The organism is Pedobacter sp. NJ-S-72 (assembly GCF_053890575.1).
The window spans coordinates 565,943-587,164 of sequence record NZ_CM132681.1; the positions used below are offsets into that span (position 1 = coordinate 565,943).

Genomic DNA, 21,222 nt, shown 5'->3' on the forward strand with positions numbered 1-21,222 from the left:
TCAATATGTATGGAATTACTGAAACTACTGTCCATGTGACTTACCAGGAATTACTGCCGGTTCATCTGGAAAGCAGTCAAAGTATAATTGGTAAGCCGATCCCTACATTACGTGCTTATATTTTTAATACCAGCCAGCATCTTTCCCCAATTGGAGTAGTTGGTGAACTTTATATTGGCGGGGCAGGAGTTGCCAGAGGTTATCTGAACTTACCAGTACTTACTGCTGAAAAGTTTGTTCAGCATGCATTATTACCGGGTGTAAGCTTATATCGCACGGGTGATCTTGCCCGCTGGAACCCTGATGGAACCCTTGAATATCTTGGTCGTATTGATGATCAGGTGAAAATCAGGGGATTCAGAATAGAACTAGGCGAAATAGAAAGTGTACTGGAACAAAGCGGGCTGGTGCGCCAGAGTGTCGTATTAGCAAAAAAAGATCAGTATGGTAATCAGTATTTAGCGGGTTATGTTGTACCTGAAGGCACTTTAAACAAAGAAGAAATTCAGAACTATCTGAGAATTCATTTACCTGAGTATATGGTACCTGCTTTATGGGTGTCTCTGGAAGAAATTCCATTGACTGTAAATGGCAAAGTAAACCGTAAAGCTTTACCAGATCCCGATGTAACTGCGTTGAGCAGCAAAAAATTTGTTGCCCCGCGTAATGAAACAGAGCAGATTCTGGCTAATATCTGGCAGGAATTATTAGGGATCCCACAAGTAGGAATACATGATAATTTCTTTGAACTGGGCGGACACTCCTTGCTGGTTACCAGGTTAACAGCAGCGATCCGTAAAGAACTTGCAATAGAACTTGCAATTAAGGATGTGTTTGTATATCCTGTAATTGCCGCGCTGGCAGCACATCTGCACACCCAGGTGGCCAGTGCGCTATTGCCGGCGATTGCCTTAAATGTCAGACCAGACTTAATTCCTTTATCATTCAGTCAGGAGCGTTTATGGTTTATTGATCAGTTAGAAGGCAGCTCACATTATCATATTCCTGCTGTGTTAAAACTGAAAGGAACACTGAACCGTGCTGCGCTACAGCAGGCTATACAAAGTATTGTTAATCGTCACGAAGTACTGAGAACAGTAATCAGAGAAGAAGATGGGGTTGGATATCAATTGATATTACCGCCAAATAACTGGCAAATGTCAGCGATGGATATCAAAGGTGATTCAAAAGATACTATAGCTGAATTTATTAATGCGCCTTTTAATCTTTCATCAGATCATATGTTAAGGGCCGGACTTTTAACGTCGGCAGAGGAGCAGCATTTATTGATTATCGTGATGCATCATATCGCATCAGATGGCTGGTCATTATCTGTGATTGTGAAAGAGTTATCAGAATTCTATACTGCTTATGCAGGAGAAGTGGAACCAAATCTTGAGCCATTAGCGGTACAATATGCAGATTATGCACTATGGCAAAGAACTCATATTGCGGGTGAAATATTACAATTGCAGCAGGATTACTGGACCGGTCAGTTAGCTGTGTGAAAGTAGAAAGTTTACAATTGCCAACCGATTTCCCAAGACCGGTTATGCAGAGTACAGCCGGAGATCTTTTATATTATCATATTCCTCAGGATCTTGCTGATGCGCTGAATCAGTACAGCAAAGAACAAAGCGTTACTTTGTTTATGACACTGTTAAGTACTTTCCAGGTATTATTATACCGTTATAGTGGTCAGGAAGATGTTACCGTTGGTACATTGGTGGCAGGCAGGACCAGGCAGGAAATTGAAAATCTGGTCGGGTTCTTTATCAATACGCTGGCTATCCGGAGTGACCTGAGTGGAGAACCATCTTTTGATACTTTGGTGCAAAAGGTGAAAACGACTTTACTGGAAGGCTACGGAAATCAGGATATGCCATTCGAAAAAGCATTGGAAACGGTGGCTGGTAATCGTGATCTGGGAAAAAATCCTTTATTCCAGGTGATGTTTATTTTACAGAATACCCCTGATGATGCAGCACTGGTATTGGTATTGGGAAATCTTACTGTGTCACAAGAACCGGTAACTTATAGTCCTTCGCAATTTGACATCAATTTTGTGGTCACTGAACAAAAAGACGGACTGATGCTGGAAATCGGGTATTGTACAGATCTGTTCCGTGAAGATACCATTTTAAGGATGGCAGGTCATTATGAGCAATTACTTCGTTCTGTTATTGCAGCATCCGCTACTGAGATTAACAGACTGGAAATGCTGGCTTCAGGAGAAGCTGCCGGATTAATCACACAATTCAGCGGGGCAGAAGTAGCTTACCCGAAGGAAAGTAATGTGGTTGCTATATTTGAAGAATGGGTGGTGAAAAGACCGGAGGCTGTAGCATTATTGTTTGAAAACCAATCTTATACTTATCGTGAATTAAATGAGAAAGCAAACAGGTTAGCCCACTATCTTCTGGATAAAGGGATGAAGGCCGATCAGCTGGTTGGTCTTTGTATCGGTCGTTCGCTTGACATGATCACTGGTATATTAGGTGTTTGGAAAGCGGGGTGGTGCTTATGTTCCGATTGATCCTTCTTATCCGGCAGAACGAATTGATTATCTATTGAATGATAGTGGTGTAAGTTTAATTATCAGTGATCAGCAAAGCAGGGGAGTACTTCCTGCTCAATTACAGGCAACAGTGATTTTACTGGGGCAAAGCGGGTTCTTAGCCGGGCAGAGGGTTACCTCACCAGAAAACAGAATCGCTGCACACGATCTTTCTTATATGATTTATACCTCTGGTTCTACAGGTAAACCTAAAGGTGTACTCGTGGAGCATCGCGGGATGCTGAATCATTTGTATTCAAAGGTTAATGAGTTGCAGCTGGATCAGAATTCTGTAATTGCTTATACTGCATCTTATACTTTTGATATCTCGGTATGGCAAATGTTCTGTGCTTTGTTAAACGGTGGCTGTACAGTTATTTATCCAACCGCATTGATTCTTGAACCAGCAAGGCTGATTGCACAGGCAGAAGCTGATCAGGTTAATATTCTGGAACTGGTTCCTTCTTATCTTGCGGCAGTCTTACAAGAAAAAACAGCGGTACGTTTACAAAAATTACGCTATTTGCTGGTAACCGGAGAAGCAGTGAGCCAGTCTGTACTGGCACAATGGTTTGCGCATCCTGATTATGGACGTATTCCTGTTGTGAATGCTTACGGGCCAACAGAGGCTTCGGATGATATTACACATCACTTTATGTATAGTGCACCTGAAAGCAGTAATATCCCACTGGGGAAAACTATCCAGAATTTACACATTTATATTCTGGATGCTTATGGACAGATCTGTCCAATGGGTGTGCCCGGAGAGATTTGTGTATCTGGTATTGGGGTGTCGAGAGGGTATTTAAACAGAGCGGAACTGACCAGAGAGAAATTCGTTGCAGATGCTTTCCGACCAGGAAATCAGTTGTACAAAACAGGAGATCTTGGCAGAACCTTACCCGAAGGTACCATTGAATATCTTGGCAGGATTGATGACCAGGTGAAGATCCGCGGTTACCGTATCGAATTAGGTGAGATAGAGCACGTTCTAAATCAACATCCTGATGTAACGCAAAGTGTTGTTATTGCAAAATCAGATGAGCAGGGGATTAAGCGTTTGATAGCTTATATCGTCACCTCAAAAGGAGAAACAGGTTTGGCTCTTCATGAGCCTGCCAAAACCAATGAAGCTATTATAGCTTATCTCAAAAAACATCTGCCTGAATATATGGTTCCGGTAGTAGTGAAACTGGATCACCTGCCGTTAACTGCTAATGGAAAAGTTGATAAGAAAGCGTTGCCAGAACCAGAAGGCGGATTATTAGCCGGTAAAGTCTATGTGGCCCCCAGAAATATTACTGAGCAGGCATTAGCAGGTATCTGGCAAGAGCTATTACAAATACAAAAGATTGGTATCCACGACAACTTCTTTGAACTGGGTGGTCATTCATTAATTGCTGTAAGATTGCTTTCGCGCATCAGAAATATCGGTTATAGTATACAGCTGATGATTTGATGACTTTCCCAACTATTGCCGGACAATCGGCTGTGCTGAACGGAGAAACAAATGAAGAAGATGCTCAGACTGATGAGTTTAATAAAAAACATATCATTTTATTAAACAAGGCAAAAGAAGGTACGCCATTATTTATTTTACCTGGTGGGGTAGGTCTGGTTGACGGATACGACAAAATGGCCAAAGAAATGGAGACGGTAGCTCCGGTATATGGCTTAAACATGGTGGGATCGCTTCAGGGAGAAACTCCTTTAAAGGATATGAAGGATATTGCTGCACAAAACGTTAAATGGATCAGGAAGATACAACCTAAAGGGCCTTATCGTTTTGCCGGACATTCCTTAGGCGGATGGGTTGTTTTTGAAATGACCAAACTTCTGGAAGCGAGCAATGAAAAGGTAGAGCTGGCAGCAATCATAGATGTATCTCCAAGAAGCATTATGCCTTCAGGTGCGGATGCTTTGATTAAAGATACTGTGGCCTATCTTGAAGTCTTTGAAATCATCAAAGCAGACCAGCCTCATACTGATTGGTTATTGAAATTCAAATCGGACATTAATTTACTGCCTGAACATGAGATGCGTGATTTTATGCTTGATTTTATAGTGACTCAATACCGCGATCTTAAAAAAGGTACTGAGTTTGATTTGAAGCTGGTTTATTTACTGGTTTTTAATTCCACGAACTATAATTATGTCACTTCAGGGAAAGTGAATACGCAATTGACGATTATCAGAGCTGATAATCAGAAATGGGAAAATGATGGATTTGGTGAAGATTTAGGTTGGCTTGCCCACTCAGATCTGATCGCAACCACATTAACTTCCGGAGACCATTTTGATATGACGTTTGGTGAAAACGGAATAGCAATGGGTGGTTATTTGAAAGGGCTTTTAGAAGCGTTAAAACAATAAGATTAAGCAGATCCCCCTCTCTGCTTAATAAGGATTTAGGGTTCGGAATGAACCTTAAATCCTTTTTTATTGGTAATATTATATAAATTTTAGAACCCTGCTGATATTCTGAACCCACTCGTACTTCGGCTACTCTCCATTTTACTCAGGTTCTCGTAATTAAAAGTCTTCACCAAATTCAATCTTAAGCCAAATCGCTGTATTCCGACAAATACTTCTGTGTAGTTTTTGATCACATCCGAGTTCAGATAATTTACACCAATTACTTCTTCCATTTTCAACTTCTTGAACAAGGGGATCTTGCTCAAAAACAGACCGCCAAAATTGTGTTCAAAATGTGCTTCTAAAAATTCTTTTCCAGTACTGAACTCATAAGGGCTCAGCATCATAAAACCATCAGTGAATTGCGTATAGATTACGATATCACTACCCGCAAAATGCTTATAATCCATATAATATATGCTGTTTCTATTGATAAATTTACCCGCAATGATACTATACTTAAATGCACCGAGTAAACCCAGTTTTTTATTGGAATCATAAACTTTTGCCCCGAGATAATCGAAATCCACATCCGAATTCAATACACCTTTTATTCCCTTACGGTAATCCAGCTGAAGTTTTGGATATTTAGAACCCTGTCTTATATTGAAGTCGGGACGTTCAATATAAGTTTGCGCAAAAGCAATATTAAGCGTTAAACCTACTGTAAGGGCTTTATTTGCCATGAAAGCGTAATCATTTCCCGCTGTAGGATAGGGGTTGTTGGCCGTAAACTCTTTATCAGGGAATTCTTTAACTGTTCTGAATGACGTATTTAATAAGGGAGTTCTATTTGCATATTCCAGGTTTCCGGAAAGATACAGTCCATTGCTAAGCTCTCTGCCGGAATTAATGTTGACGAAGTCCTTTTTATACAGCTTTAATATATTGTCCTTATCAAATAAGGTACTGATCGTATTGAAAAAAGCGGGTATTGCATCGAAATTACTGTTAAAGTCGGTATAGCTTGTTCCCCCACGAAGTCCAATATAGGCGTTTCGTTTAGGGTCATACCGATAAGATAAGTTTGCGTTTGCACTCAGTTTTTTGTTTTCGAAACCGTAACGTGGGGTAAGCTGCATAACCAGCGAAGTACTATCTTTTAATATCTTTCTATAACTTAGTTTAGGATTATATACCCAGCCCTCTACCGTATTATAGTTTACACTAAAAAGAGGGCCGGTAATTCCCCAGTATTCTTTGTTTTTGGTGTTTTGATGGGTATAACCTAAAGTTAGAATCTTTAAAGGCTTAATCTTATTCTCTTTTCTATCTATCGAATCACGATATTTATCAGATCCATGTACCAGTTTGATACTATCTTTTTTTACATAATCTCTGCTTTCTTCGGGGGTTAAGACCATCGGGCGGATACCAGCCCAGTAAGTTGAATCTTTTTTATTGGCACCAGCATTCACTTTCAGCACTCTGTTACTAAAGAATTTTGGAGGGAAACCAGGTTCAATATTATAGTTACTGAACACACCTGTATAGTTACCTATAAATTTGAAACCCAATATATCACCAGAATAGAATAGTCATAGCGCTGACTGGCCAGCATCCATTTATCGTTGTTGACTGGGATGAATTGTTGTTTGATATGTAAGGTATCAATACCCTCTATCATCGAATTGTTGGTGATAGTCAGATCTGTGCTATGAATACGCCAGCTATCATCAATGATATAGATATAACCATTAAAGATCTGGTCATATTTACGACGTGAAATCACCTTTATTTTGTTAACCCAGTTATTACCCTCTCTAAAAGTACCAATAAATTTATAGCGGTAAAACAGCATGGCATTATCCGCAATAGGCGAAATAAAACCTACACGGCTCAGCTCACTGATATCGACTGTATTTTGATAGAAACTGACCATAAAACCATTAGCCTGGTTAAAACTGAAACCATTGCTGTTGCCACTCACCTTTGAAGAGATCATTTCTTCATAGACTTTGCCAGGCTCCTGGTAATTGAATTTAGAAACTGATTCAGAAAGATAGAGTATCCCTCGTTTGCCAGAATCCAGTCCTATATTTTTAAGATCATCCTGGATATTTCTACCCAGGATTTTCTTTGGTGCATTTTTAAGTTTGGTTACTCCTTTGATGTAGGCGTCACAGGAATAAGCATTTACTTCGGTTAAGTGTTGTTTACGTCTTTTGATTGCATTTCTGATGATCTCGTAAGCCGGATCTTCACTGTTGGCCCTGATCACTACATCTTTTAACTGATATGCTTCTGCCTCCATGGTTACAGGCAGGTAAGTATCTGCACTGATGTCAACTTCTTTGATCAATTGTTTGTAGCCCACAGCTTTAAAAACTAAAGTATACCGGCCTTTTTCAAGTTTGAGCTGGAATTCTCCACTGGCATTAGCAGAGGTACCTTTACTGGTGCCCTGAATGTAAATACTAGTAAAGGGGAGCGTGCTTTGGTTGTCGGAGGTGACACCTTTGAGAATGAATTGCTGTCCAAAGGTTAGGGTTGCAGTTAACAAGAACAGGAGCGAGAGTAATAGTTTCTTCATGTAAATAGTATCAATGCACTAAGATGTTATATTTTGTGCGTAATATTATATAACAATAAGTTAAAAAAGGTTAAAGGGCTACACGAAAATTTTCTATCTTGATAGGCAGCGTAAATAGAAAGCCAGAGACTAAAGGAGGAAATTGTTAATGCATAACTTAGCTATCATCATTAAGAACAACGAAAAAGAACTCTTACAATCAGGGCTTTCTCCAGTTGATCTGCAACCCATAAATTTCATTTACTTCATTGAGCATGGAAAGACTTTAAGTAACGAGTTCTCCATCCAAAAACTGGCTCTGAGTCAGCAATTGTTTCTGGTGAAATTTATTGATGAACATTTTGCCGGACATCAGGATGTCTTAAAAACACATTTATTAAAGCAACTTAAATATGAAGTGATTTTTTCTTTGTCAGACAAAAAGAGACTTTCTGAGATATTAAATGATAAAATCATAGCTGATCTGCTTGTTACTGTGTTTCTGAAAGACTGTGAATATTTGATTAAGCTGCTGGCTTATGATGAAGAGGGCTTTGGTCAGGAAGAAATCAGGATGATGGTTGATCTGGTCATTGAGATCTTCCAGGTATCTGAAATTTTGTCTTTTGATACAAAAATTACGTTTGAAGATTTGAAAACTGAGTTGAAGAAAGCAATGAAACGTAAAAAATTCAAAGGTTTATTCAGGAATGAATATTTTGCTCTGTCCAATCAAAACAGGAATGAATTTTTAGAGGGAATTATTGGTTAGCGAAGAAGAAATCAATTTTTACAAATGTGTGGGATAACCTCTGCGCTTATGACTATTCTGCTATAGATAACTAAGTGTTTCTTGATAAATTGCAGTACTAATAATCTAAAAAGAGTTATCAATAGCATAAAAAGAAGAGAAATGAAAGATGAAACTGAAAAGCCAGAGTTTTGGGAATTGGCCTTTGACCAAAAACAAGAGATGTGGGGCTTCGAACCAGCTAATTCTGCTGTTTTGGTAAAGGATTTTTTTTTTCGCAGCAATCAGTAAAAAACATCCTGATACCTGGAATCGGTTATGGACGGAATGCGCACATTTTCAAAGAAAGCGGAATAGCTGTAACAGGGATTGAGATTTCAAAAACTGCTATTGAAATGGCGGCAAAACATTACGGAACCGCTATGGTAATCCATCATGGCTCTGTAACTGATATGCCATTCGATAAAAACCAGTATGATGGGGTATTTTGTTATGCTTTAATTCATTTGCTGGACAGTAATGAAAGAGACAAACTAATTCGTGACTGCTATAATCAACTGTCAGCGCATGGCTATATGATCTTTACGGTTATTTCGAAAGAAGCGCATACCTATGGACAAGGCAAGTTTGTCAGCGAGGATCGTTACGAGATATTTGATGGGGTTAAGATGTTTTTCTATGACAGGGAATCAATCAAATCTGAGTTTAGCAAATACGGATTGTTTGAAGTCACAGAAATCAGTGAAAGTCAGCCGTTTTTTTTAATCAAATGTAAAAAAGGAGATAACTACTAGTTAGTATCAGTCTCCAAAGGTATAGTTAATAAAAACGGGCTTCCGATTTTGATTGTAATCAAAGCAGGAAGCCTTTTTTTATTAATATTGAATATAAGAATTATATATTTTGAATGTAAGAACTAGTTCTTAGTCGTATTCAACCACGCTTTTCTCAATGCTTTTTGTTCGTCTGTTTGTTCAGAGAACTCTTTTAAAACATTGTATTTCTTTTCATCCTGAACTTCAACAGGCTGACTTAAGGTAACTTCATTCGCCTTACCAGTTCTGTCTTTTCTTGAGACCACGATAGTCAGTTTATCGCCTTCCTTTAAGTTTTCACGTAAATTATCCAGAAATAGCTTCACCTCAGAAATGTCAGGAATGCTTTTTCCATTGATACTGATAAATTCATCACCTTTCTGATAGCCCATCTTTTTACCAAAATCATTCATCCCGTTTATATCCGCTACGAACAGGTTTTTACCATTATAACCCATTCCCATTTTGCCCATACCTGCTTTTTTAACCGTAACTACTGGTTCAAAATCAACACCTATAGCAGCAAAGATCTCTTTGTAAGGGAGTTTTTTAGTTCCGGCAACATAAGTATTTAAGAACTCGCCAATTTCAGGGTATGTCAATTTGGTAATGGTTGCGAACAGCTCATCGTCTTTAAAAGACCTGGTTTTACCATAGGTTTTTGATAAGTCGGCCATCAGGTTCTGAGTTCCATATTTTCCTTTTGATAACTGTCTGAGTTTAATATCAAGACAAAGTCCAATCAGTGCCCCTTTTTCATAAACGTTTCCATACTGCTTTTCATAAGTATCTAAAACACCTTTAGACATGGTCGTGAAAGCCAGTGTATCATTATAGCGCATGGCATTATCCAGTTTATCGGTCTGAACTTTCAAGTATTCAGCGAAATCTATTAATCCATACTTTACCTGCATATGGTGAGCAGCGTATTCTGTAAGCCCTTCATACATCCACAGGTGTTCGGGATTTTTAGGATGATCATAATCAAATTCTCCAATCTCATGACTATGAATACTTAATGGAGTTACAATATGAAAGAATTCATGTGCACCGGTATTGTTAATCGTTTCGGCCAGTTTTGCGGGAGTGAACATTTCCGGAAGAAAATAGAAAGAAGAGTAAGAATGTTCTAAGGCACCATAACTTCTTATTTTTGGATTATCTGTTAAAGTGATGATAAAAGCATACTTATCAACTGGTAATTTTCCTCCAAGATATTCCTTTTGCGCTTCCACTGTTTTTTGAAGAACTTTCGCAATATCAGCAGATGTAGCCTTGTGGTTAGGTGAATAAAGAGAAACCAGGATTTCAGCACCGCCAATATTTAAAGTGGTCGTATCTGGCTTGTTATACATCATTGGTGCATCTGCCAGGCTATAATAATCAGCAACATTATACTGATCGGTAGTTGCATTTAAATGATGAGCCTTAAGAGATGTTGAACCATAGAATTCGGCTGGTTTAGTATTTGTGATCTCAAAAGGGGCACTTTTCGCGCCATCGAAATAGCCAAAGAAACCAAAATTATTAATCACAAATACTTTATCCTTATCAATATTGGTACCTGCCGGCTGAAATATTTCTGCCCCTTTAATCTCCGGGCTATCCCAGCTGTCATCTACCAGGTAAGTCACTTTTGCCAGTTTATCTGCATCAGCAATTTTCCATGAATTTGAATCTGTTCTTTCGTTTTTTAGAGGATTTCCCTTATGATCAAAAGCTTTCAGGTCGGAGATGTAACGTCCATAATCGGCAATTGCATAAGTACCGGGAACCATTTTAGGAAGATGAAAAATGGTCTCTTTACCTTTTAATTTTGGTGTAAGCAAGGTTACCTGGAGCTTATCATCTACAACATTATTTAAGTTGAGGCTATATTTATAATTTGAGTTGCTGTTCTGCGCAAAAGCTGAGCCAGCAGTTAACAGCAGTAAAAATGGGATAAAATACTTTTTCATAGAGTGTCTTTGAACTTTTGAATAGTGCTGATTAGTTAAGGTGCAGCTTGAATAAGAGTAGCTTAAAGGGAATAAGTTACAAAACTTATTCAAATAAATTAAGACAGGCAGATTACTTCTTCTTACTAAGGTTAAGTACTCCACTATACGTATAAAAGATAGATAATGGAGATTCAACCCTGATTTCTATGGGTTGTTCATATGAAATATTTATCTGGGTTTTTTCCGTATCCATAGGCTTTGTTTGCAAAGTAATTAAAATAATAGGATTACCTTTGAGAAACGGGCGATGACAGAACTTGAAAAATACATTGTAGCTTACTTTGGTAAGGTTGAGGCTGATGAATTGGAAGCAATTGGTTCTCTGTTCAAGCTGAGTACTATTAAAAAAGGCGACTACTTTCTGAAATCAGGTAAACCTGCTGATCAGTTGAGCTTTGTACAATCAGGGATGTTCAGAATCTTTGCTGAAACAGCAGATAAAGAAGTTACCCAATGGATTTCCACGCAAGGATATTTTGTAACAGATCTTTCGGGGTTCATCTTTGAAAAACCTGCCCGGTGGAATATCCAAGCCTTAACAGATGCCATTTTATTTACGATTAACAGGGCAGATTATAAACGGATAGGAGCATTGGTTCCCAGGTGGCAGGAGTTTGAAAAGTTATTTATCACCAGATGTTTTACTACACTGGAGGATCGGATTTTTACCCATCTTTCTATGAGTGCAGAAGAAAGATATAGTTTCTTCTTTGAAAATAATAAGGAGCTTTTTAACCAGGTTCCTCTTCAATATATCGCTTCCATGCTTGGCATGACACCGGAAACATTCAGCCGGATTAGAAAAAAAGCAGCTTTTATAAGAGATTTGAATTCTTGATTTTTATCAAGTGCGGATCTTTCCTGATTACTGACCTTTGTATCGTTAGTTAATAATGAAACCATATGAAGATATCAAAAGCCATTTATTTATTACTCGTATCAGGCTTTTTAATTCTCATTTTAAACGGTCTGCTCATGGCAAAAGAAATTAAAACAGGAATTATAATAAACGCGGCGCCCCAAAAGGTTTGGGTAGCATTGGTTGATTTTGATAATTATCCAAAATGGAACCCCTTTATCAAAATGCTCACAGGCGATGTTAAAGTTGGCCAGCAGATTACTGTACAAATCGCACCTCCGGAAGCGAAAGGCATGACTTTTAAACCAAAAGTTCTTGCTTTTGAACGCAATAAAGAGTTCAGGTGGATTGGTCACTTATTGTTTCCGGGAATCTTTGATGGAGAACATAAATTTGAACTGATCGATAACGGTAACGGAACCACCACATTGATACAGAGTGAAAAATTCAAAGGAATCTTAGTGCCGTTTCTAAAAAAACAACTGGATAACAATACGAAAAGTTTTTTTATACTGATGAATGAGAAGATCAAAGAAGTAGTAGAAAAGAGTTTGTAGAACTGCTGAAAATTTTTGATTAATACAAACGTAGGTGAGTGAGAATCCTGACAGCCTTGTCTATTTTGACAAGGCTGATCTGGTTTTAAGGGGGGTAGATGCAGAGGAAGGAATCGAACCTTCTGGTGCCGCCATCATTCAGCGCCCTGCGTTTGAGAGTAGCACTTGTACTTCGGTGCAAAGATAAGAGTCATATTAAGAAAAATGGGGTTTAAGCGGTTATTTAACAATAACTTAATATAAAAAATTGGAGCTCCGTCTTTTCTGCTTACCGGGCTTCCGGTTCCGAAAACAGAATATAAATTCAGTATTATTGAATTGTTAATTTATTGGATTTTTTGATGTGTTTTTTACATCTTTATTAGATCTAATGCATAACGTTATGTTTAATTTTTGATAATACTATATGCTGAATTTTGACTGCTGTAAACGTTGTTAATCAGCCAGGATGGAGAAGAAGACGGGTACATATGTTCATTCTATTTTATGACAATTGGTTCATGACAAAATAATTCAGCTAAACAGATCAGTAATGGAACAACAACAGATATAGAAGATACGGTAGCGCATATATTTAGTTTATATGAGGCTCATGGTACACAAGAATACGGAGAGCGTGTAAGCATGCTGATGCACATGATGCAATGTGCACAATTGGCACAGGCAGCGGGTGAAGATGACGAAATCATCCTTGCAGCATTCTTTCACGATATAGGACATTTCTTTGAAAATGCCGAACAGATGGATATTTATGGAACACAGAACCATGATGATCTGGGAGGTAAGTGTCTTCTGGATATGGGCTTCCCTCAAAAGATGGCCAATTTGGTTTCCAGCCATGTTGCTGCTAAAAAATACCTCATTTATGCTGAACCGGCATATTATAACGAGCTTTCGGAAGCAAGTAAGATCACGCTCGAATTTCAGGGGGGTAAAATGACAGCCGAAGAGGCAGCCGAATTTGAGAAAGATCCATTAGCACCTGTGTATGTTAAAATACGCAAATGGGACGATCTGGGGAAAGATGCAAATAAACTGGTACTTGCTTCCGAAAACCAGCAAATGAGGAGGGATCTGACGTATAATTATTTGCAGAAGATAAGTTCTTGAAGTTGTAAAATCAATAGCCTGCGAACATTCATTGGGATCATCATACTAAATAAGCAAGACCTTCCACTGTGAAAAAAGCGGAAGGTCTTCTATGAAAAAAAGAAGAATTTCTGGGACAAGAAGGCTTTTCAGAAAAAGAATAACCTAAAAATCACATCCCTCAGCAGGTTTTATGTTTTCTTTATCCTTTTCAAGCCTCGCCACTCCATCTTTAAAAGTCACAATCCAGATGCTGTCATAATCATTATCGGGCCATTTCAGGTTATCATCTTTGATTCCTAAACTCTTTACAATAGGGGCAATCCCTTTGTGTTCCCATAAAATTAACACCGTACCAGTTCTGTTTTTAAGATCGGCAGCTATTGCCAATGAGTCGCGTTCCTGATGGCTGCTATTGATTACTAAATTATATTTGGCAGCCATAGGGATGATTGTTTGAAACATTCTGGAATGTTTAGTTGACTCACCCAGTCCGATAGCAGGGACAAAAGTAAAAGACGGGACCCCGAATTTTTTGAACAGTACTGCTGGCAATTTCATTGACCTGTTTAGTCCCTGGCAATTCAGGTTATCGCCTTTCATGGGTTTTTTCACCATGACGTATAAATACAACTCTCAAGTCATTTGATTGAGCACTGGCAGTGTATGATCCGTACGCTGCGACAGCGATTAGAATGCTTAAGAATCTGATTGTTTTCTTCATTTTATAAGTTTATAAGTGTTGTTTTCTTTAATGCTGGTTTCCTACACCACTAAGCTGATAACATCCAAGATCTGTACCTGGCTGTGTGACTTCAGAAATACCATAGATACTATTTACAGGGACAACAATTAAGGGTTTGATACTTGTATTTCCTTTTCCAATCAGCGGTGAATTTGGCTGAATCCTGAAATTATAATTTCCAACCGCGCTATACTGTGCAAGCGGATGACCTGTAGTTGGCAAAGGAAGAAATTCAAGAACATCGGATTGTTTTTCTGTACCACATCGCTTCCATCATAAATTGCCCCGGGCGTATAATTAGGTGGCAGATAATTTGCAGATGCAGTGATAGAAGGAATATCAGTTGGCTGCGGTTTAGTAATATAGCCAGTAGGATAAAACTGGTTTGCTACACTGACAGAATCTGCCCACTGGTAATTGTTACCATAAGATAAATGGGCTATATCGGCCGTAGGGCTACTCACAACTCTATAGCCATATTTGCAATTGACGGCTACGTTATTGTAATACATGCCCATTGCACCTTCTTCATAATTAATTGTTCCGCCACGGCCGCTTTGTACCTGACGATATCCGCCACTTACAAAAGTGTTATTATACATTACAATATTGGTTTGCGGTGCTCCGGTTGCCTGTCCTTTATTGGATGCTTTCTGCCCATTGGTTGCTGTACCTAAAAATAAGTTATAGGCCAGCGTACCAACCGTACCACCTTTCATATTGATACAATCGCCGCCACCACTGACCCCATTTTTCTCAAATGTATTACGGAAGATTGCGACTTTACCAGCCGAGATCCGTACCGGATCATCCACACCACCATACAACCAGGAATCTTCCATAATAAAGTTTCCATTGTAATTGGCAAACAGGATACTGAACTGATTTCCTAAACCAGAACCCGCGATAGTAGCTGTTGCCTTACCTTCAGTTAAACCTGCATATTCTACATGTGTCCAGCGTAATACCATTAAATTACAGGTAGGGCCACCAATAATACCTTTCCATTTTCCGGCATAAGCAGGATCATTTGCAGGTAATAAGCCACCCGGCTGATCATTCCTGGTTATACCAGGTATGGTAATGAAATTTGGCTGATCTTTAGAACCATTGCTGACCAATGTGCCAAGGGCGATCAGGCTACTGCCAATTCCCATATTCAATTTTACTCCCGGTTGCATTAACAAGGTATCCCCGACATTGATGACCAGATCGCAGCCATCCGAAACCGTATATATTTTTTCCCGAAAGCATTGTTCCCTTGACAGGTACAACAGTACTGCCGCCGCTGCAAGAAAGTGGTTCTTTATCACTTACCGGGTTCGCTGCCGGAGGCGTATAGCTATAAATATCTGTATGTTCTTGTTTCCATTTCTGGCAAGCTGTAAATGATGCCGTTACGATCAGGAGCATCATTAGATTTAGTATTCTTCTCATTTCTCTGATTTTCTATTTATAGTTTATATCTGAACCCACCCATGAACATTGTTTTGTAATAACTGCTCTGCACTAAGGTCTGGTCGTAGATATCCTGCTTTCCTAAAAATTGCTGCTGTTTCGCATCAATACTTCCATGTGGGAATTTCAGATATAGCTTACCGGCAGCATTGGTAATATTGTTTATCTTTCCATAGAATGACAGCCTTTTAGCCAGCTTTTTTTCGAACGAAAAATCCAGCTGGTTGTAAGCTTGCTGATAGAAATCCAGCCCATAATAAGGAGATACCTGGAACAGGCAGGCGTTCTCCAGTGTAAACAAAGGCCAGTTGCAGATCTAAACCTATTCTGCCGCTTTTAAATAATACAGAAGCATTTCCAACATTATTTGCCTGGCCTTGCAATGAACGGGTTTCACTAACTACCGATTGCTGAAAACCTAAAACCGGATCATTGAAGTAAAGCAGTTTATCGGTTGTAATCCTGGAATGGGTATAGGTATAGTTCAGAGAGAAACCAATCTCACCAAAAAATTTAGTCACTAAAGCTTCGAATCCGAAGTTTGTAGCCGGATTGACATCATTCTGCGGTTTGATCACCTGTGAACTTGGCCCGCCATCTCTTACCACAAAGTATTCAATTGGATTGTAGATCTTTTTGTAAAATGAACCGATTAAGAGCTGATCGGAGCCACCCGGAAAAAGTTCATATCTGATATCTGCATTATCAGCAGTGATATGTTTTAACTGCGGATTACCTACCTGGCTGTAATATTCGCCATCCATTTTATAAGGCACTAATTCTCCAAAACCCGGTCTGCTGATTGAAGCAAAATAAGATGCCCGCAGATTCTGGTTATCAGTTAATGCATATTTTAAATGAAGACTCGGGAGTACATCTGTATAACTGATCTTTCCAGATCTCTCGGTCACTGTCAGTGGTGATTCAGTATCGTAACTCATTCTCGTGTTTTCGACTCTTACCCCACCTAAAACCTGTAATTTTGGAAATAAGTTAAACTTGAACTGAAGATATTCAGCATTGTCATCTTCGGTAACTTTATAATTGTTTTGCAGATCAGGATTATTACTTCCAATACCATCAGCAGCAGAATTGAAGGCAAAAGGAACAGTATTGAAATCGCCATTGAATAAAGTAGATTTCCCACCTGTAAGACCATAAGTAATATAATCAGCTTTACGGTTTTTATGGCGGTATAGACCTCCAATAGCAAATTCTACAGGTCTGCCGGCTATGGTATGGGTGAATATTAAGTTTGCATAACCTGCAATATCCTTGTCCGTATTATTTTCCCAGTGATGGGTAAGTTTAGTATTGTTATCAACTTCATTGACTATTTCCAGTTTGCTGTTTAAAGCCTGGTTTGCATCATATGAAAACTCTGTACGGTCTGGCATATGCCGGCTGGCTACCGAATAAACGCCATCCCAGTTGAAACGTAATTGATCACTTAGCAGGTGCTCACCATGAAGTGTTGCGTTGTAAATATCCTGTTTGGTTAAGGTATTTCTTTCGGCAATTGTGATCTGTTTGCTTAGTGCTGTAGAGTTTATACCTAAACCTAAAGTATCAGCACCTTTTCTTGATTCAAATTCATTCTGATGAATGTATAAGTTATACAATGATAATTTGTTCTTATCATCAATGACGTAATCAATTTTATTGTGTATCCCTAAACGCTGTGTCTGTGTCGAATAAGTTCTGTCATAAGCATCAGAGAATTGCGGTGAGTTGGATAAAGGAATCGCAGATGGCTGTGCATTTGGCGTAAGCTGCTTAAAAGTCTGAACCCCGATAAATGTTCTGGTAACTTGCAGAGACAATTACACCAAGTTTGCCATTTAAAAAGCGATCTCCAATGGTCAGTCCGGCTGTAGAACTCAAAGGACTGGACAAGTCTTTCTGACTGCTCAGTGCTTTGTTATTAAAGTCCTGGTACGTTGCAGCATAGCTATTGCCGTTAACACTTGCAGGAGAGTTGTTGCCTGGAGAAGGGTTGAAATGTGAAAAGGGTCTGGAATTAGAAAATAGCGTAGAGAGACCTCCTGAAATATTTGCACTAAATGTAAAGCGGTCTGGTGCACTTTTCATCACCAGGTTCATCGCACCACCAATTGCATCACCTTCCATACTGGGGGTTAAAGCTTTGATGACTTCCAATCGTTCCAGCATTTCTGATGGAAAAATATCCATTGGCACAAATCTGTACTGGTTATCCGGACTCGGAATCTTAATTCCGTTTACCAGGGTGGTATTGTAACGCTGATCCATTCCGCGGATAATCGCGTATCTGCCTTCTCCGCTCGACGAACGCTGGATAGTTACGCCACTTACTCTTTGCAGGGCATTAGCTACAGTAACATCAGGCAAAAGCTGAATTGTATTTGCCGAAAGGATGTTTTGAATCATCCCTGCATTTTTTTCCAGCCCGCGTGCAGAGTGGTCAGTTTCTTTATTGCCATGGCCAACAATGGTTGTCTCATTCATTTGGATACTGGCATCCTGTAAATTAACCACAATGAACCTTGTTTGTCCACTACTAAGTGTTCCTTCAAATACTTCTGAATGTTTGTAACCGACAAAATTTACTGAAAGTTTGTAGGCACCTAATTTCATATGATCAAGCAGGAACTTGCCTTGTAAATTAGTAGAGACTACTCTGGTCGATTTTCCTTGTGTCAGGCTAATGGAAGCTCCCATCAGTGGTTCGTCAGATCTGGAGTCTTTTACCTTTACATCAAGAGTTTGCGCGCTCAAACTGGTTGGGAAGAGCAATCCGGCAAACAGAAATAATAATAATTTGTAGAATAAGTAAGGTTGTTTCATGAAGGGGTGTTTGAAATTTTATGCAAAGAGAGCAGTTGAAATCTGAAGGAAATCTGTGTTAGGTAACCGTTAGGAAATCAGTAACATAATGATAATATTGAATTAATATTAAGCGGGAGATTTCTGTTTTTTATCCAGTGATTTTGCCTTTTTTAAACAGATTGATACGCTGCTGAGTTAACTACAAATTGTATCCAGAATTGACCTGTAACTATGCAGCATTTATAATTTAAATACATGCAGAAACTTTACGTATTCAGTTTTTTATTACTTTTTTCTCTTCCCTTATTTGTATGCGCTCAGCATAGTAGTTCAGTGTCTGGCACAGTAACAGATCTTAAATCCAAAACACCTTTAGAATTTGTCAATGTTGTACTGAGAAGCCAATTGGACAATGCTGTTAAAGGTCATGAGGTAAGCGGCTCCAATGGTTCTTATAGTTTTAAGGGAATTCCCGAAGGCAGTTATTATATACAGGCGAGTTATATAGGTTACGACGATACAAAAACTGTTTTGTTTACTGTGAGTAACCAGCATGTGAAGCAAAATATCGTATTGGATAATAGCAAAAGCACGCTTAAAGAAGTGACAATCAATTCTAAGAAAGCTATTTACGTTAATTCGATTGATAAGAAGGTATATCATGTGGATCAGGATATTATGGCTAAATCAGGATCTGCCAGCGAAGTTCTTCAAAATGTTCCCCTCGTGCAGGTCGATATAGACGGAAATGTGAGCTTAAGAAATTCGGCAGTGACTATTTTAGTGAATGGAAAGATATCACCATTAATGGGTAAAAATGCGGCTGCGGTATTACAGCAGTTACCTGCAAATAGTATCGAAAAGATAGAAGTGATTACAAATCCATCTGCAAAGTATAAACCTGATGGTACCGGGGGGATAATCAATATTATATTAAAGAAAGATGCTAAGCGGGGATTAAATGGTACACAGTGACAGGGAGTATTGGGAACAGGGAGCGTTACAATGCAGGTACTTCTTTGAATTACAATACAGGAAGGTTTAATTTATTTGGCTCTTATAGTGTTAAGCAGGACGATAGATTGCGCACCACGACTAATCAACGTGTGCAGACTGATCAGGTTAATCATGTGCAGAGTTCCTATACTGATCTTTTAACTGCGAAGACGAGGCCGTTTTCTCAGATAGCGAATCTTGGGTTTGATTATACGATTGATAAAAAGAATAGTTTTGGGTTATCAGGTAATTTCTATCTGCGGAATTTACATAAGGACGATGTAACTAATAAAATGGTTACAAGCACTTCCGGTAACCAGGATTACGATAGGTTCAGAAAGAATTTTGAACAGGAGAAATCTACCAGTGGTGCGTTTTACTTTGAGCATGGCTTTGCGAAAGAAGATCATAAAATCCGTTTAGAAGTTAATATTGCGCATTCTCCTGAAACAGAAGATAATCGTTATACAAATGTTTACAGGGTACCTGCAATAGCTAATCAAATGGATAATACGCTGATTATGCAAACCGCTGATACCAGGCAAGTGACTTTATCTTATGAAAACCCGATTTCTGATCAGATCAAACTCGAAGCGGGTTATGACGGACAGTTTAACAAACATGACCTTGATTTTTTCGGTGAAGCATTTAGTCCTGCTGTTCAGCAGTTTGTTCCAGATCTTCAAAAAACTAATCATTTTATATACAATGAAAATGTTCAGGCAGTTTATGGAACTTATACGCAAGCTTTTCAGAAACTGACTTTTATGGCGGGTTTAAGAGGAGAGTACAGTGCAGTTAACTCCAGGCTGATCACTACCGGTGAATCTATTCCCAATCATTATTTTAAGGTTTATCCGACACTGCATTTGAGTTATAAGTTGCAGGACAATAAAGAATTGCAATTGAACTATAGCCGCAGGGTCAGAAGGCCGGAAGCTGATGAGCTTAACCCATTTGCAGAATATGCTGATCCGACTAATATCAGGGTGGGTAATCCTCATCTTTTGCCAGAGCTTATCAACTCTGTGGAAGCTGGTTATTTATGGAGAAAGAACGGAATTAGTTTGATGCCGGGGATTTATTACAGATATACGATGAACAGATTTACGGCAATTACAGAAGCATTAAATGATTCTGTATTGGTTACCCGCCAGCAGAATTTAGCGAATGACAGGGCTTTTGGGGCAGATGTGGTTGTAGGGGTAAATTTACATGATAAGCTGGTGGTTAATTTTACACCTAATATTTTTTATAACGAGATAGATGCAACTAATTTAGGGTATGGCAATAAGAAGTCAACGGTAACCTGGAGCGCGAATTTAAATGCAAGCTATAGCTTAGGGCAATTAGCGGCCTTACAGCTTAATTCTATTTATAAATCAGCAAGGTTAACTCCGCAAGGTAAGTATTTGCCAAGTTTTGTCTTAAATTTAGGGGCAAAACGGGATGTGCTGAAGAAAAAAGGAAGCGTTTTTTTTACGTTACGGTTTCTGTTTTTTTAAAACACAGAGACAGGAAGCTGATTTGCAGGGGCCTTATTTAGTACAGCACGTTAAAACGGTGAGCAATTCGAGGATCTTCTATCTTGGTTTTAGCTATGGGTTTGGAGTGGTTAAGAAAAAGAAAGATCTGCAATTTGATAATGGCGGATAGTTTC

Annotated in this window: 22 protein-coding genes; 14 read left to right on the top strand and 8 right to left on the bottom strand. The window is 38.9% G+C overall.

All coding sequences use genetic code 11. The features are described 5' to 3' along the window. Positions 1-5: 5 nt before the first annotated feature. From ACWYN3_RS03760 to ACWYN3_RS03775, 4 genes are read left to right on the top strand one after another with little or no spacing between them, the layout of a single operon-like run. Entirely contained in the window at positions 6-1,508 is a 1,503-nt protein-coding gene (locus ACWYN3_RS03760; RefSeq protein WP_456219923.1) for a condensation domain-containing protein, read from the top strand. Further along, positions 1,505-2,536 (top strand): condensation domain-containing protein, encoded by a 1,032-nt coding sequence (locus ACWYN3_RS03765; protein WP_456219924.1) that lies wholly within the window; start codon positions 1,505-1,507, stop codon positions 2,534-2,536. Before ACWYN3_RS03760 ends, ACWYN3_RS03765 begins: the two co-directional genes overlap by 4 nt. Beyond that, the gene (locus ACWYN3_RS03770; RefSeq protein ID WP_456219925.1) at positions 2,499-4,016 is read left to right on the top strand and encodes a non-ribosomal peptide synthetase; all 1,518 of its coding nucleotides are present in this window, start codon (positions 2,499-2,501) and stop codon (positions 4,014-4,016) included. The genes ACWYN3_RS03765 and ACWYN3_RS03770 overlap by 38 nt, the downstream gene beginning before the upstream one ends. Then, the gene (locus tag ACWYN3_RS03775; protein ID WP_456219926.1) at positions 4,016-4,930 is read left to right on the top strand and encodes a thioesterase domain-containing protein; all 915 of its coding nucleotides are present in this window, start codon (positions 4,016-4,018) and stop codon (positions 4,928-4,930) included. Before ACWYN3_RS03770 ends, ACWYN3_RS03775 begins: the two co-directional genes overlap by 1 nt. Positions 4,931-5,019: 89 nt before the next feature. On the opposite strand, the gene ACWYN3_RS03780 is transcribed toward ACWYN3_RS03775, so the two are convergent. Both ACWYN3_RS03780 and ACWYN3_RS03785 read right to left on the bottom strand, forming a co-directional pair. Then, positions 5,020-6,489, bottom strand: coding sequence for a DUF5686 family protein (locus ACWYN3_RS03780; protein WP_456219927.1), 1,470 nt, complete (start codon positions 6,487-6,489; stop codon positions 5,020-5,022). Continuing rightward, on the bottom strand, positions 6,471-7,505 hold the full coding sequence (locus ACWYN3_RS03785; protein ID WP_456219928.1) for a DUF5686 family protein: 1,035 nt from the start codon (positions 7,503-7,505) through the stop codon (positions 6,471-6,473). The genes ACWYN3_RS03780 and ACWYN3_RS03785 overlap by 19 nt, the downstream gene beginning before the upstream one ends. A 148-nt stretch (positions 7,506-7,653) precedes the next feature. On the opposite strand from ACWYN3_RS03785, the gene ACWYN3_RS03790 reads away from it, so the two are divergent. The 3 genes from ACWYN3_RS03790 to ACWYN3_RS03800 all read left to right on the top strand — a co-directional run bounded on the left by ACWYN3_RS03790 (position 7,654) and on the right by ACWYN3_RS03800 (position 9,029). After that, a complete protein-coding gene (locus ACWYN3_RS03790) occupies positions 7,654-8,256 on the top strand; it encodes a hypothetical protein (RefSeq protein WP_456219929.1) in 603 nt (200 codons plus the stop codon). Positions 8,257-8,397: 141 nt separating this feature from the next. After that, positions 8,398-8,526, top strand: a complete 129-nt coding sequence (locus ACWYN3_RS03795; protein ID WP_456219930.1) for a hypothetical protein — start codon at positions 8,398-8,400, stop codon at positions 8,524-8,526. Between the two features lie 44 nt (positions 8,527-8,570). Continuing rightward, on the top strand, positions 8,571-9,029 hold the full coding sequence (locus ACWYN3_RS03800; protein WP_456222878.1) for a class I SAM-dependent methyltransferase: 459 nt from the start codon (positions 8,571-8,573) through the stop codon (positions 9,027-9,029). A gap of 122 nt (positions 9,030-9,151) precedes the next feature. On the opposite strand, the gene ACWYN3_RS03805 is transcribed toward ACWYN3_RS03800, so the two are convergent. Further along, complete coding sequence (locus ACWYN3_RS03805; protein ID WP_456219931.1) at positions 9,152-11,008, bottom strand: M61 family metallopeptidase; 1,857 nt, start codon at positions 11,006-11,008, stop codon at positions 9,152-9,154. 289 nt (positions 11,009-11,297) lie between these two features. Here ACWYN3_RS03805 and ACWYN3_RS03810 point away from each other — a divergent pair, with 289 nt between their 5' ends. The 4 genes from ACWYN3_RS03810 (at position 11,298) to ACWYN3_RS03825 (ending at position 13,576) form a co-directional block, all read left to right on the top strand. Continuing rightward, positions 11,298-11,888, top strand: a complete 591-nt coding sequence (locus tag ACWYN3_RS03810; RefSeq protein WP_456219932.1) for a Crp/Fnr family transcriptional regulator — start codon at positions 11,298-11,300, stop codon at positions 11,886-11,888. A 65-nt stretch (positions 11,889-11,953) separates the two neighbouring features. Then, positions 11,954-12,466 carry an SRPBCC family protein gene (locus ACWYN3_RS03815; protein WP_456219933.1) on the top strand — a complete coding sequence of 171 codons (513 nt, stop codon included), beginning with the start codon at positions 11,954-11,956 and terminating at the stop codon, positions 12,464-12,466. A 34-nt stretch (positions 12,467-12,500) separates the two neighbouring features. Beyond that, positions 12,501-12,653, top strand: coding sequence for a hypothetical protein (locus ACWYN3_RS03820; protein WP_456219934.1), 153 nt, complete (start codon positions 12,501-12,503; stop codon positions 12,651-12,653). A 443-nt stretch (positions 12,654-13,096) separates the two neighbouring features. Next, the gene (locus ACWYN3_RS03825) at positions 13,097-13,576 is read left to right on the top strand and encodes an HD domain-containing protein (RefSeq protein WP_456219935.1); all 480 of its coding nucleotides are present in this window, start codon (positions 13,097-13,099) and stop codon (positions 13,574-13,576) included. Between the two features lie 144 nt (positions 13,577-13,720). Here ACWYN3_RS03825 and ACWYN3_RS03830 read toward each other — a convergent pair whose 3' ends face one another. The 5 genes from ACWYN3_RS03830 to ACWYN3_RS03850 all read right to left on the bottom strand — a co-directional run bounded on the left by ACWYN3_RS03830 (position 13,721) and on the right by ACWYN3_RS03850 (position 18,584). Next, positions 13,721-14,188, bottom strand: coding sequence for a histidine phosphatase family protein (locus tag ACWYN3_RS03830; RefSeq protein ID WP_456219936.1), 468 nt, complete (start codon positions 14,186-14,188; stop codon positions 13,721-13,723). A gap of 252 nt (positions 14,189-14,440) precedes the next feature. Beyond that, positions 14,441-15,457 (bottom strand): hypothetical protein, encoded by a 1,017-nt coding sequence (locus tag ACWYN3_RS03835; RefSeq protein WP_456219937.1) that lies wholly within the window; start codon positions 15,455-15,457, stop codon positions 14,441-14,443. Continuing rightward, positions 15,441-15,737 carry a hypothetical protein gene (locus tag ACWYN3_RS03840; protein WP_456219938.1) on the bottom strand — a complete coding sequence of 99 codons (297 nt, stop codon included), beginning with the start codon at positions 15,735-15,737 and terminating at the stop codon, positions 15,441-15,443. Before ACWYN3_RS03840 ends, ACWYN3_RS03835 begins: the two co-directional genes overlap by 17 nt. Before the next feature lie 209 nt (positions 15,738-15,946). Beyond that, positions 15,947-17,581: a TonB-dependent receptor domain-containing protein gene (locus ACWYN3_RS03845; RefSeq protein ID WP_456219939.1), complete on the bottom strand. Its 1,635-nt coding sequence runs from the start codon at positions 17,579-17,581 to the stop codon at positions 15,947-15,949. Continuing rightward, positions 17,535-18,584, bottom strand: coding sequence for a TonB-dependent receptor plug domain-containing protein (locus ACWYN3_RS03850; RefSeq protein ID WP_456219940.1), 1,050 nt, complete (start codon positions 18,582-18,584; stop codon positions 17,535-17,537). The genes ACWYN3_RS03845 and ACWYN3_RS03850 overlap by 47 nt, the downstream gene beginning before the upstream one ends. Before the next feature lie 237 nt (positions 18,585-18,821). Between ACWYN3_RS03850 and ACWYN3_RS03855 the strand changes: the two genes are divergently transcribed. From ACWYN3_RS03855 to ACWYN3_RS03865, 3 genes are read left to right on the top strand one after another with little or no spacing between them, the layout of a single operon-like run. Then, positions 18,822-19,541 (top strand): carboxypeptidase-like regulatory domain-containing protein, encoded by a 720-nt coding sequence (locus ACWYN3_RS03855; RefSeq protein WP_456219941.1) that lies wholly within the window; start codon positions 18,822-18,824, stop codon positions 19,539-19,541. After that, positions 19,538-21,067: an outer membrane beta-barrel family protein gene (locus ACWYN3_RS03860; protein WP_456219942.1), complete on the top strand. Its 1,530-nt coding sequence runs from the start codon at positions 19,538-19,540 to the stop codon at positions 21,065-21,067. The genes ACWYN3_RS03855 and ACWYN3_RS03860 overlap by 4 nt, the downstream gene beginning before the upstream one ends. Positions 21,068-21,089: 22 nt before the next feature. After that, positions 21,090-21,218 (top strand): hypothetical protein, encoded by a 129-nt coding sequence (locus ACWYN3_RS03865; protein WP_456219943.1) that lies wholly within the window; start codon positions 21,090-21,092, stop codon positions 21,216-21,218. Positions 21,219-21,222: the final 4 nt, after the last annotated feature.